Source organism: Streptomyces sp. NBC_01431, assembly GCF_036231355.1.
Lineage (GTDB): Bacteria > Actinomycetota > Actinomycetes > Streptomycetales > Streptomycetaceae > Streptomyces.
The window spans coordinates 2798530-2811501 of the sequence record NZ_CP109496.1; the positions used below are offsets into that span (position 1 = coordinate 2798530).

The window sequence follows — 12972 nt, forward strand, 5'->3', positions numbered from 1 at the left end:
GGGGTCGCAGCCACACTGTCGCGTACCCGAAGTGGCGCACAAAGAAGCGGAACCACGCTTGTTTCCCGCCATTTCAAGCCCCGAAACCCTGCCTTCGGTGTGACTTACGCGACTGTGGCATGCCCGGCCTGCGCGTCCCGGCCAGGGAGGCGTAGCCTTTATTTCCGCTGTCCATCACCTTGTGAAGCGGAAGAGGGCGGTTACCGCCGTGTCGTCTCAGTCCCCCAGTAATTCGAGCGTCTCGACCGACCAAGACGGGCAGGGCAAGAACCCTGCGGCCGGCTTTGGTGCCAATGAGTGGCTTGTCGACGAGATCTATCAGCAGTACCTCCAGGACCCCAATTCGGTCGACCGTGCCTGGTGGGACTTCTTCGCCGACTACAAGCCGGGCGCCTCCGGCACGGCGGACAAGCCTGTGCAGGGTGCTCCCGCCGCAGCCGCGGGGGCTGCGGCAGCCGCGCCTGCGGCCGCTGCCCCGGCCGCGCCCGCCACCCCGGCCCCGGCCACCCCGGCGCCCGCCGCCGCGGCCCCCCAGGCCGCCGCTCCGGCTCCCGCCGCGGCTCCGGCTCCGGCTCCGGCGAAGCCCGCGGCTGCTGCCGCGCCCGCCAAGCCCGCGGCCAAGGCCGCCCCCAAGGCGTCCGACGCCACGGAGGCTCCCGCCGGTCCCGAGTACGTGACGCTGCGCGGCCCCGCCGCCGCGGTCGCCAAGAACATGAACGCCTCGCTGGAGATGCCGACGGCCACGTCCGTCCGCGCCGTCCCGGTGAAGCTCCTGTTCGACAACCGCATCGTCATCAACAACCACCTCAAGCGCGCCCGGGGCGGGAAGGTCTCCTTCACGCACCTCATCGGGTACGCGATGGTGCAGGCCATCAAGGCCATGCCGTCGATGAACTACGCGTTCGTCGAGAAGGACGGCAAGCCGACGCTGGTCAAGCCGGAGCACGTGAACTTCGGTCTGGCCATCGACCTGGTGAAGCCCAACGGCGACCGCCAGCTCGTCGTCGCCGGCATCAAGAAGGCCGAGACGCTCAACTTCTTCGAGTTCTGGCAGGCGTACGAGGACATCGTCCGCCGTGCCCGCAACAACAAGCTGACGATGGACGACTTCACCGGCGTCACCGTCTCGCTGACCAACCCGGGCGGCCTCGGCACCGTGCACTCGGTCCCGCGCCTGATGCCCGGACAGTCGGTCATCATGGGCGTCGGCTCGATGGACTACCCGGCCGAGTTCCAGGGCACCTCCCAGGACACCCTGAACAAGCTGGGCATCTCGAAGGTGATGACCCTCACCTCGACGTACGACCACCGGGTCATCCAGGGCGCCGCCTCCGGCGAGTTCCTGCGCATCGTCGCCAACCTGCTGCTCGGCGACAGCGGCTTCTACGACGACATCTTCGAGGCGCTGCGCATCCCCTACGAGCCGGTCCGCTGGCTCAAGGACATCGACGCCTCGCACGACGACGACGTCACCAAGGCCGCCCGGGTCTTCGAGCTGATCCACTCCTACCGGGTCCGCGGCCACGTCATGGCCGACACCGACCCGCTGGAGTACCGCCAGCGCAAGCACCCCGACCTGGACATCACCGAGCACGGCCTCACCCTGTGGGACCTGGAGCGGGAGTTCGCGGTCGGCGGGTTCGCCGGCAAGGGCCTGATGAAGCTGCGCGACGTCCTGGGCGTCCTGCGCGACTCGTACTGCCGCACCACCGGCATCGAGTTCATGCACATCCAGGACCCCAAGCAGCGCAAGTGGATCCAGGACCGCGTCGAGCGCTCGCACTCCAAGCCGGAGCGCGAGGAGCAGCTGCGCATCCTGCGCCGCCTGAACGCGGCCGAGGCGTTCGAGACCTTCCTGCAGACGAAGTACGTCGGCCAGAAGCGGTTCTCGCTGGAGGGCGGGGAGTCCGTGATCCCGCTGCTCGACGCGGTGATCGACTCCGCGGCCGAGGCGCGTCTTGACGAGGTCGTCATCGGCATGGCCCACCGCGGCCGCCTGAACGTGCTCGCCAACATCGTCGGCAAGTCGTACGCGCAGATCTTCCGCGAGTTCGAGGGCAACCTCGACCCGAAGTCGATGCACGGCTCCGGCGACGTGAAGTACCACCTGGGCGCCTCGGGCACCTTCACGGGCCTGGACGGCGAGCAGATCAAGGTCTCCCTCGTCGCGAACCCCTCGCACCTGGAGGCGGTCGACCCGGTCCTGGAGGGTGTCGCCCGCGCCAAGCAGGACGTCATCAACAAGGGCGGCACGGACTTCACGGTCCTGCCGGTCGCCCTGCACGGTGACGCGGCCTTCGCGGGCCAGGGCGTGGTCGCCGAGACGCTGAACATGTCCCAGCTGCGCGGCTACCGCACCGGCGGCACCGTCCACATCGTGATCAACAACCAGGTCGGCTTCACCGCCGCCCCGGAGTCGTCGCGCTCGTCCATGTACGCCACCGACGTGGCCCGCATGATCGAGGCGCCGATCATCCACGTGAACGGCGACGACCCCGAGGCCGTGGTCCGCGTCGCGCGGCTTGCCTTCGAGTTCCGCCAGACGTTCAACAAGGACGTCGTGATCGACCTCATCTGCTACCGCCGCCGCGGTCACAACGAGGGCGACAACCCGCAGTTCACCAACCCGCAGATGTACAACCTGATCGACAAGAAGCGCTCGGTGCGCAAGCTGTACACCGAGTCGCTCATCGGTCGCGGCGACATCACCCTGGAAGAGGCCGAGCAGGCGCTTCAGGACTTCCAGGGCCAGCTGGAGAAGGTGTTCGCGGAGGTCCGCGAGGCCACTTCGGCGCCGGGCGAGATCCACTCGTCCGACCCGCAGGCCGAGTTCCCGGTCGCGGTCTCCACGGCGGTCTCTCAGGAGGCCGTCAAGCGCATCGCCGAGTCGCAGGTGAACATCCCCGAGCGGATCACCGTCCACCCGCGTCTGATGCCGCAGATGCAGCGCCGCGCGGCTTCGGTCGAGGACGGCTCGATCGACTGGGGCATGGGCGAGACCCTCGCCATCGGCTCGCTGCTGATGGAGGGCGTCCCGGTCCGGCTGTCCGGCCAGGACACCCGGCGCGGCACGTTCGGTCAGCGCCACGCGGTCCTGGTCGACCAGGTCACCGGCGAGGACTACACGCCGCTCCTGTACCTCTCCGAGGACCAGGCGCGCTACAACGTCTACGACTCGCTGCTCTCCGAGTACGCGGCGATGGGCTTCGAGTACGGCTACTCGCTGGCCCGTCCCGAGTCGCTGGTGATGTGGGAGGCGCAGTTCGGCGACTTCGTCAACGGCGCCCAGACGGTCGTGGACGAGTTCATCTCCTCGGCCGAGCAGAAGTGGGGCCAGACCTCGGGCGTCACCCTGCTCCTGCCGCACGGCTACGAGGGCCAGGGCCCGGACCACTCGTCCGCCCGCCCGGAGCGCTTCCTCCAGATGTGCGCGCAGAACAACATGACGGTCGCGATGCCGACGCTCCCGTCGAACTACTTCCACCTGCTGCGCTGGCAGGTCCACAACCCGCACCACAAGCCGCTGATCGTCTTCACGCCGAAGTCGATGCTGCGTCTGAAGGCGGCGGCGTCGAAGGCCGAGGAGTTCACCAACGGCGGCTTCCGCCCGGTGATCGGCGACGAGCACGTGGACCCGAACGCGGTGCGCAAGGTCGTCTTCTGCGCGGGCAAGGTCTACTACGACCTGGCCGCCGAGCGCGACAAGCGCGGCGCCACGGACGCTGCGGCTGCCAACACGGCCATTATCCGCATCGAGCGCCTGTACCCCCTGCCGGGTGCCGAGCTCCAGGCGGAGATCGCGAAGTTCCCGAACGCCGAGAAGTACCTGTGGGCCCAGGAGGAGCCGGCGAACCAGGGTGCCTGGCCGTTCATCGCGCTCAACCTGATCGACCACCTCGACCTGGCCGTCGGCGCGGACGTGCCGCACGGCGAGCGCCTGCGCCGCATCTCGCGCCCGCACGGCTCGTCGCCGGCGGTGGGTTCGAAGAAGCGTCATGAGCAGGAGCAGGAGCAGCTGGTGAACGAGGTCTTCGAGGCCTAGTCAGCGCCTGTCGCACGCGGCCGAAGGGCCCGGCATCCCGAGCTGGCGGGGATGCCGGGCCCTTCGGCGTAGCGGTCCAAGTGCCGCGCCCTGAAAGGGGCGCGGGGCCGCGACATCGTGCGGCCACGTCCCGCAGCCGACGGGCGCCCGGCCCACCGATCGCTCAGCTGTCGTCCTGCTGCTCGGCGCCCCGAGCCGTGGGCACCCGTATCACCACGCTGCCGCTGGCCAGATCTATCGGCCCGCGCCCGGGATCGGCGTCTCCCACCTCGTCCAGCGTGATCTCAAGGCGCCGGCGTTCCTCTTCCGTGTGCCGTCGACCGGGTGCGAAAAGCTCGTCCAGCCCACCGAACATCCCAAGCCACCTCCGTCAGCCGTGCCGTACTCATCCAACGCTGTGCGGCGCCTGACAAATCCCGATCATGCTTGCCGGATCTGCCGGCTGCACCCGGGGACAAGGACCCGCGGCCGTCCGGGGACGGCGACCATCGCAGTACCCCGTACCCCTCCAGCGAACCACGGCCCGCGGCCTACGACGCTCTTCCGGGACCACCGGCTTTCGGCAGCCGGGCCGCTCACATGGTCGGCACGACTGGCTCGGACGCCAACTCGGGGTGCTGACACGGGAGTTGGCCGACGAGCGGCGGCAGCCCGTGCTTCACACCGGCCCGCGGCGTCTTCCACGCGATGAACCCGTCCGACCTCGATCTTCGACTTGCGCGGCGGCGAGCCGTGCGGGGCCGACCGGGGTGGCCCACGGCCTGTCCGGGCGGACGCGGTCGCCGGATACGCTGAGGACCGAACATCCGGTACGTCCCAGGAGCAAGTTGTGTACTTCACCGACCGCGGCATCGAGGAGCTGGAGAAGCGGCGCGGCGAGGAGGAGGTCACTTTCGAGTGGCTCGCCGAGCAGCTGCGTACCTTCGTCGACCTGAACCCGGACTTCGAGGTTCCGGTCGAGCGGCTCGCCACGTGGCTGGCGCGGCTCGACGACGAGGACGAGGACGAGTAGCCCCGCCGGTCGCATCGCGTAATACGCGTCAGGGGCGGGCGCGCATCCGGTCGTACGCCAGGCCCAGGGCGCCGTGGACGATCAGGATCGCACCCGCCGCCATCCAGCCGCCGCTGCGCCGGCGCAGGCCCCACGCGGCGAGCGGAAGGCCCGCCGCGAGCTGGACGGCACCCAACAGGCGCGCCTTGGGGCCGCGCACCCAGGGCCCCAGCGGACTGTCCTCGACCGCGTCGAGTTCGGCGCGTACGGCATCGCGCCAGCCGGACCACTCGATCGTCTCGGCGCCCTGCGCGGCGGCCACCGAACGCAGCCGGTCGGTGGGTTCGCCCGGGGTGAGGCCGGCGGGCAGGGCGACGCCCGTGCGGGCCAGGATCGCGATCAGGCCGAGGAGCCGGGCCCTGGCGTCGGCGGCCGAGTCGGGGCGGGTCAGGCCACCCAAGGCCTCCACATCGTGTACGGGGTCGAGACCGAGCCGGGCCGCGAACGTACGCATCGCCTCGTCCTCTCCGACCGGTGTGCCGTCGGCGAGCCAGACGTAGCCGACCGTCCGGCGAAATCCCGCGGCCAGGGTGAAGCCGGCCCGGGACGCGTCCCACCACAGCGCGATGGCGGGCCAGCCCGCCCCGACCGTGAGCGCGCCCGCCCATCCCGCGAGCACCTGGTCCACGGGGTCGGCCCCGGTCAGCCAGGGCTTGGCCGCGGGCACCAGCACGCTCCAGCCGTCGCCCGCCGGGGCGAGCAGCATCTTCTCGCGCAGCAGGTGGGCGACGGGCCGGACCGCCGCGGGCTCGGCTCGGCAGAGGAGCAGCGCTCCCGGGGTGGCGACAGAGGCGTCGGGCATGATCCATACGCTAGGGCATTTTTGCGGTGATTTCGCCCCATTGGGGTGCCTCAGGACGTACCCGCACGGCCGGCGGGCCCTCACGCCCGCGCCTTGACTTTCCCTGAGCGCGATATATCGTGTTTATCGAGAGACACGATATGTTGCGTCTTGGAGCATCCAAGCCCCGCCACACCCTCGCCGTACCCACCCGACGTGCCCAGGAGGTCAGCACCATGTCCGAGTCCACGTGGGCCGTCCCGGAGCCGCGAAAGTTCACTTTCGACGAACCGGTGACCACGCTCAAAGTGCGCATCTTCAACGGAACGGTCAACGTCGTGGGCGGCGAGGAAGGTTCCGCCCGCCTGGAGGTCTCGGCCGTCGAGGGCCCGCCGCTGATAGTGACGCGCGAGGGGTCGACGCTCACCGTCGCGTACGAGGACCTGCCCTGGCGGGGCTTCCTCAAGATGCTGGACCGCCGGGGCTGGAACCGCAGTGCGGAGGTCTCGCTCGCGGTCCCCGCCGGCACCGACGTCGAGGTCGGCACGGTCAGTGCGAGCGCCGTGGTCTCGGGCATCCGGGGCCGTACGGAGGTGCGCGGCGTCAGCGGCGACACCACGCTGGTCGGCCTCTCCGGGCCGGTCGTGGCCGAGTCCGTCACCGGCGGCCTCGAAGCCCACGGGGTCACCGGGGAACTGCGGTTCACGTCGGTGTCCGGCGGCCTGACCGTGATCGAGGGAGCGGGGCCACGGGTCCAGGCCGAGACGGTCAACGGCGACATGGTCCTCGACCTCACCCCCGACGGACGGCCGACCGACATCCGGCTGACCACCGTCACGGGCGAGGTCGCGGTCCGGCTGCCGCACCCGGCCGACGCCCGGGTCGAGGCAAGCACCACGAGCGGCGCCGTCTCCAACGGCTTCGACGACCTGCGGGTCAGTGGCCAGTGGGGCGCCAAGAAGATCGTCGGGACCCTGGGGGCGGGCAACGGCACGCTCAAGGCGACGACGGTGTCGGGATCCATCGCACTACTGCGCCGGCCGGTGAGCGACGAGGAGCCCGGCGTACCGTCGGACGGTCCGCGCGACAGCGCCCCGGGTGACCTTGACCCTCACGACCCCGTTGACCGGTCCGAGCCCACCGGCCCGACGCACAAGAAGGTGCTCTGACATGCCCCCCGTCTTCGCCCACGGCCGCCTCCGTCTCTACCTCCTCAAACTGCTCGACGAGGCACCGCGCCACGGGTACGAGGTGATCCGCCTGCTCGAAGAGCGCTTCCAGGGCCTGTACGCGCCCAGCGCCGGCACCGTCTACCCGCGGCTCGCCAAGCTGGAGGCCGAGGGCCTGGTCACCCACGCCACCGAGGGCGGCCGCAAGGTCTACTCGATCACCGACGCGGGCCGGGCCGAGTTGGCGGGCCGGGGCGGTGAACTCGCCGATCTGGAGCTGGAGATCCGCGAGTCCGTGTCCGAACTCGCCGCCGAGATCCGCGACGACGTACGCGGTGCGGCGGGCAGCCTGCGCGACGACATGCGCCGCGCGGCCCGTGAGGCCCGAGCGGGGCAGGCCTCCGCGGGCGCGGGCCGCGGCGCCCGCAAGGGGTTCCCCGACGCTTCCGACCTCATCGACGGCGCCTGGGGCGACGGGGAGGCCTGGCAGCAGGCCAAGGAGGAGTTCAAGCGCGCCAAACAGGAGTGGAAGGAGCAGGCGCGGCGGGCCAAGGACGAGTCCCGGCGAGCCCGCGACGAGGCCAGGGAGGCGCGCCGCCAGGCCAAGGAGGCCCAGGAGAAGGCGCGCGAGGAGATGCAGCGGGTCGCCAAGGACGTGCAGCGCCAGGTGCAGGAGCACTTCGCGCGGGGCGACTGGCCGACGGGTGTACGCGAGGGGCTCGCGGAGATCACCAAGGAGCTGGGGCGGTTCGGCTTCGGCCAGCCGCCGGCCCCCGGGACGGACGTCACGGTCGAGCGCGTGGACCTCGGCAAGCCGGACGCGCCTGAGCCGGAGTGGGCCCGTGAGGAACCGTCCGAGAACCCGGCGCGGGATCTCGACCGGCTGCTCGACCGTTTCCGGGACGACATCAGGGACGCGGCACGCGACCACGGGGTGAGCGAGGCCCAACTCCGCGATGCCCGCCGCCACTTGTCGGCGGCGGCGGCCCACATCGGCGCGGCCCTGCGCTCCCCCCGGGCCTAGCCCTCGCGGGTTCAGGCCTCCGCGGGCGCGGGCCGCGGCGCGGCCCCTCAGCCCGTCGTCAGCACGACCTTGCCGAAGAGGTCCCCCGAGGCCACCTTCTGGAAGCCCTCGCGCGCCCGGTCCAGGGGGAGCACCTCGTCGATGACGGGGCGTACCCCCGTCGCCGCGCAGAACGCCAGCAGGTCCTCCAGCTCGTCCTTCGTGCCCATCGTCGAGCCGACGACCTTGAGCTCCAGGAAGAAGATGCGGGTCAGTTCGGCGTGGGCGGGCCGGTCGCCGCTGGTGGCGCCCGAGATGACCAGGGTGCCGCCGGGGCGCAGGGACTTGATGGAGTGGGACCAGGTGGCGGCACCCACCGTCTCGATCACCGCGTCGACGCGCTGGGGCAACCGCGCGCCCGGCTCACAGGCCTCGACGGCGCCCAGTTCCACGGCCCGCTTGCGCTTGTGCTCGTCACGGCTGGTGGCGAAGACCCGCAGGCCCGCCGCCTTGCCCAGGACGATCGCGGCGGTGGCGACGCCGCCCCCGGCACCCTGCACGAGCACCGAATCGCCCGGCCGCACGCCCGCGTTGGTGAACAGCATCCGGTACGCCGTCAGCCACGCGGTCGGCAGGCAGGCGGCCTCCGCGAAGCTCAGGCCCTTCGGCTTGGGCAGGACGTTCCAGGTGGGCACGGCGACCTGCTCGGCGAAGGTGCCCTGGTACTTCTCGGTGAGGATCGAGCGGCCCTCGGTGGGGCCGACGCCGTGGCCGCTCTGGCCGATGACCGAGTGCAGCACGACCTCGTTGCCGTCCCGGTCCACTCCGGCCGCGTCGCAGCCGAGGATCATCGGCAGCTTGTCCTCGCTGAGTCCGACGCCGCGCAGCGACCAGATGTCGTGGTGGTTGAGGGAGGCGGCTCGTACGTCGATCAGGCTCCAGCCGGGGCGTACCTCGGGGGCCGGTCGCTCCCCCAACTCAAGGCCGCTGAGCGGCTGGTCACGGTCGATGCGGGCGGCGTAGGCGGCGAACATGGCCCTGACCATAAGGCGCGCGGCCCGGCCGCCGGAACCTCCCACGGCTGTGACACCCCGCACGCCGGAACAACCGCCGAAAAAGCCGTGCCGGGCTCCCCCGAAGGGAAGCCCGGCACGGCTCGTGGGAGTCGCCCGGTCCAAAGGGCTACCGGCGGGCCACGCCCTCGGCGCGCGCGGCGGCCGCCACCGCCGCCGTGACGGCGGGGGCGACCCGCTCGTCGAACGGGGACGGGATGACGTAGTCCGCGGCGAGCTGGTCGCCCACGACGTCGGCCAGCGCGTTCGCCGCGGCGATCTTCATGCCCTCGGTGATCCGGGAGGCCCGGACCTGGAGGGCGCCCGCGAAGATGCCGGGGAAGGCGAGCACGTTGTTGATCTGGTTCGGGTAGTCCGAGCGGCCGGTGGCCACGACGGAGGCGTACTTGTGCGCGATGTCGGGGTGCACCTCGGGGTTCGGGTTGGCCATCGCGAAGACGAAGGCACCCGGCGCCATGGAGGCGACCGCGGGCTCGGGGACCGTACCGCCGGAGACGCCGATGAAGACGTCGGCGCCCGCGAGTGCGGTCTCCAGGGAGCCGCTCAGGCCCGCCTTGTTGGTGAGCTCGGCGAGCTCGCGCTTGACGTCCGTCAGGTCCGTCCGGTCCGTGCTGACGATGCCCTTGCGGTCCGCGACCGCCACGTCACCCAGGCCCGCTTCCAGGAGGAACTTGGCGATGGCGACGCCAGCGGCTCCGGCGCCGGAGATCACCGCGCGCAGGTCGCCGAGCGTGCGCCCGGTGAGCTTGGCGGCGTTGCGCAGGGCGGCCAGGGTGACGACGGCCGTGCCGTGCTGGTCGTCGTGGAAGACCGGGATGTCCAGGGCCTCCTGGAGGCGGCGCTCGATCTCGAAGCAGCGCGGGGCGGAGATGTCCTCCAGGTTCACCCCACCGAAGGACGGCGCGAGCCGGACGACGGTCTCGATGATCTCGTCGGTGTCGGTGGTCGCGAGCGCGATCGGAACCGCGTCGACGCCGCCGAACTGCTTGAAGAGGATGGCCTTCCCCTCCATGACCGGAAGGGAGGCCTCCGGACCGATGTCGCCGAGTCCGAGCACCGCGGTGCCGTCCGTCACGACGGCGACGACCTGCGACTTCCAGGTGTAGTCGTGCACCAGCTCCGGGTTCTCCGCGATCGCGCTGCACACCTTGGCCACGCCGGGCGTGTACGCGAGGGACAGGTCGTCCTTGTCCCGGATGGGCACGGTGGCCTGCACGGCCATCTTGCCGCCCCGGTGGAGGGCGAATGCCGGGTCGAAGGGCTCGTCCGAACCCTCCGTGCTGTCACTGCGAGGATTGACGATCTCCGCTGCCATTGTGTTTGACCCCTTAAGTCTTCATCAGTTGAGGGTGGCCACTCCTTGTTGAGGAGGGGTGGGCGGACCCGCGTACGTTCCCCGCTGAGGGCGGTTGGCCCGCCCCGCGGGGTGGAGGTACGTACGCGCGGGCGCGCCGCACACGCGCCCTGAGCCCCGGATGAGGGGTGTAAGGATCCTTCTTACCGGACAGAAGCGTCCGCCGACGAGTCCATATTGGCTCAGCGCCGAAGCTGCGCCGCAAGCGGTATCGGTACGGTGACACGACTCTTGGTGGGATGTCACGACATACCGGCCATGCGACCTGGAACGTGTCCACAACGCGAGATGAACCGGAGGATCTCCGGTCCGCGCGGAGGTTCTCCGCACGTACTCCGGTTGGCCGCGTCGTGATGTACCGGCCTGTCGGGATTCGGGGGGTGACCCGTTATCCGATTTTGACATCGCTGCGACCCTGATTTCCGCGGTCCGAATGGCAAGATGCCACTTCATACGCGGTTCACACCGCGGTCGCGACACCCGAGGACGCGTGCACGACCACCACTCAGTACCTGTGCGCCGATCGTGTACGCACTCGATGGCCACTCCTTTCACACTGCCGGAGGAACCCGACCATGACCGCAAGCACCACCCGCCGTACGACCGCCTCCAAGTCCCGGATTGCCGCGGTCGGCGCGATCGCGGTCGCGGGCGCCCTGCTGGTCACCGGCTGCGGTGACCAGACGAAGAAGGGCTCGGCCCCCGAGTCCTCGGGCGGGGCCTCGAAGTCCGCGCCGCTCTTCTCCAAGCTGCCCGCGAACATCCAGAAGGCCGGTGTCATCAAGGTCGGGACGGACGCCACGTACGCCCCCATGGAGTTCAAGCAGGGCGAGAACATCGTCGGCATCGACCCGGACATCGCCGCCGCCCTCGGCAAGCAGCTCGGGGTGAAGTTCGACTTCACCAGCGGCACCTTCGACACCCTGCTCGGCGCGCTGCCGACCGGCCGTTACGACGCGGTCATGTCCTCGGTGAGCGACACCAAGGCCCGCCAGGAGGGCCTCGACAAGGACGGCAAGAAGACCGGTACGGGCGTCGACTTCGTCGACTACTACACCGCGAGCACCGGCATCCTGGTCAAGAAGGGCAACCCGGAGGGCATCAAGTCCACCGACGACCTGTGCGGCAAGAAGATCGCCGTGCAGCGCGGCACCACCTACGAGCAGGCCGCCAAGGACCTCGCCGCCAAGTGCAAGTCGGGCGGCAAGGGCGAGCTGACCTTCGAGGCCTTCGCCACCGACGCCGAGGCGCAGACCCGCGTCAAGGCCGGCGGCGCGGTCGCCGACCTCAACGACTCCCCGGTCGCCGCGTACATCGCCAAGACCGCGGGCGGCGGCGCCGACTTCGAGTCGGTGGCCAACCCCTCGGACGCGGGCCCGTTCGGCATCGCGGTGGACAAGAAGAACACCCAGCTGCGTGACGCCCTCTCGGCGGCCCTTGACGCGATCATCAAGGACGGCTCGTACAAGACGGCCATCGACAAGTGGGGCGGCGCACAGGGCGCCGTCACCAAGGCAGCCATCAACGGCGGCTCCTGACCCGCGCACCACTGAAGGGCAGTCGCTGTGACTGACAAGCTCGACAAGACTCCGGGGTCGGCGGACGCCGCCCCGGAGCAGATTCCGCCGGACGTCATCCGTGCCATCCCGGTGCGCCACTACGGGCGCTGGATCAGCGCCGTACTGGTCGTCGCCGTGCTCGGTGCGCTCGGGTACGCGTTCGCCCAGGGCAATGTGCGCTGGGCGACCGTCACGGACAAGCTGTTCGACCCCAGCATCCTGACCGGTCTGTGGCACACCGTGCTGATCAGCGTGGTGTCCATGGCCGTGGGCCTGATCCTCGGCGTGCTGTTCGCCGTGATGCGGCTCTCGAAGAACCCGGTGACCAGCTCGGTCGCCTGGCTGTACATCTGGTTCTTCCGCGGCACACCGGTCTATGTGCAGCTCCTCATCTGGTTCAACCTGGCGCTGATCTTCCCGATCCTGAACCTCGGGTTCTACAAGGACTACATGACCGCGGTCATGACTCCGTTCCTCGCCGCCCTGCTCGGCCTCGGTCTGAACGAGGGCGCCTACATGGCGGAGATCGTCCGGGCCGGCATCCAGTCGGTGGACGAGGGCCAGACCGAGGCCTCGCACGCGCTCGGCATGACCCAGACGCAGACCATGCGCCGCGTGGTACTCCCCCAGTCGATGCGGGTGATCATCCCGCCGACGGGCAACGAGTTCATCAACATGCTCAAGACGTCGTCCCTCGTCGTCGCCGTCCAGTACCAGGACCTGCTGCGCAGTGCCCAGGACGTCGCCGCGACCTCGTTCGCGGTGATGGAGATGCTCTTCCTCGCCTCTCTCTGGTACCTGGCCCTGACCAGTGTGTTCAGCGTCGGCCAGTACTACCTGGAGCGCCGATTCGCACGAGGCTCGCTGCGCGCCCTGCCGCCCACGCCGCTGGAGCGCATCAAGGCGAACCTGGTCTCCCTTACCAACTGGCGGCGGTGAT

General features: G+C 70.2%; 10 protein-coding genes. 6 read left to right on the top strand and 4 right to left on the bottom strand.

Annotation, left to right across the window (positions count from 1 at the left end; all coding sequences use genetic code 11):
- Positions 1-208 precede the first annotated feature (208 nt).
- Positions 209-4042 (top strand): multifunctional oxoglutarate decarboxylase/oxoglutarate dehydrogenase thiamine pyrophosphate-binding subunit/dihydrolipoyllysine-residue succinyltransferase subunit, encoded by a 3834-nt coding sequence (locus OG522_RS12695; RefSeq protein WP_329463076.1) that lies wholly within the window; start codon positions 209-211, stop codon positions 4040-4042.
- Positions 4043-4205: 163 nt separating this feature from the next.
- On the opposite strand, the gene OG522_RS12700 is transcribed toward OG522_RS12695, so the two are convergent.
- Positions 4206-4397: a DUF6191 domain-containing protein gene (locus tag OG522_RS12700; RefSeq protein ID WP_329463077.1), complete on the bottom strand. Its 192-nt coding sequence runs from the start codon at positions 4395-4397 to the stop codon at positions 4206-4208.
- 474 nt (positions 4398-4871) lie between these two features.
- Between OG522_RS12700 and OG522_RS12705 the strand changes: the two genes are divergently transcribed.
- Entirely contained in the window at positions 4872-5054 is a 183-nt protein-coding gene (locus tag OG522_RS12705; RefSeq protein WP_003961784.1) for a DUF6104 family protein, read from the top strand.
- A gap of 28 nt (positions 5055-5082) precedes the next feature.
- Here OG522_RS12705 and OG522_RS12710 read toward each other — a convergent pair whose 3' ends face one another.
- Complete coding sequence (locus tag OG522_RS12710) at positions 5083-5895, bottom strand: hypothetical protein (protein ID WP_329463078.1); 813 nt, start codon at positions 5893-5895, stop codon at positions 5083-5085.
- Positions 5896-6110: 215 nt separating this feature from the next.
- On the opposite strand from OG522_RS12710, the gene OG522_RS12715 reads away from it, so the two are divergent.
- Both OG522_RS12715 and OG522_RS12720 read left to right on the top strand, forming a co-directional pair.
- On the top strand, positions 6111-7043 hold the full coding sequence (locus OG522_RS12715) for a DUF4097 family beta strand repeat-containing protein (protein ID WP_329463079.1): 933 nt from the start codon (positions 6111-6113) through the stop codon (positions 7041-7043).
- A 1-nt stretch (position 7044) separates the two neighbouring features.
- Entirely contained in the window at positions 7045-8067 is a 1023-nt protein-coding gene (locus tag OG522_RS12720; RefSeq protein ID WP_329463080.1) for a PadR family transcriptional regulator, read from the top strand.
- A 47-nt stretch (positions 8068-8114) separates the two neighbouring features.
- On the opposite strand, the gene OG522_RS12725 is transcribed toward OG522_RS12720, so the two are convergent.
- Together OG522_RS12725 and OG522_RS12730 are read right to left on the bottom strand one after the other, a co-directional pair.
- Positions 8115-9080, bottom strand: coding sequence for a zinc-binding dehydrogenase (locus OG522_RS12725; RefSeq protein WP_329463081.1), 966 nt, complete (start codon positions 9078-9080; stop codon positions 8115-8117).
- 148 nt (positions 9081-9228) lie between these two features.
- Positions 9229-10434 carry an NAD(P)-dependent malic enzyme gene (locus OG522_RS12730; protein WP_329463082.1) on the bottom strand — a complete coding sequence of 402 codons (1206 nt, stop codon included), beginning with the start codon at positions 10432-10434 and terminating at the stop codon, positions 9229-9231.
- A 614-nt stretch (positions 10435-11048) separates the two neighbouring features.
- Between OG522_RS12730 and OG522_RS12735 the strand changes: the two genes are divergently transcribed.
- Together OG522_RS12735 and OG522_RS12740 are read left to right on the top strand one after the other, a co-directional pair.
- Positions 11049-12011 (top strand): ABC transporter substrate-binding protein, encoded by a 963-nt coding sequence (locus tag OG522_RS12735; protein WP_329463083.1) that lies wholly within the window; start codon positions 11049-11051, stop codon positions 12009-12011.
- Positions 12012-12038: 27 nt separating this feature from the next.
- Positions 12039-12971, top strand: a complete 933-nt coding sequence (locus OG522_RS12740; RefSeq protein ID WP_329463084.1) for an ABC transporter permease subunit — start codon at positions 12039-12041, stop codon at positions 12969-12971.
- Position 12972 lies beyond the last annotated feature (1 nt).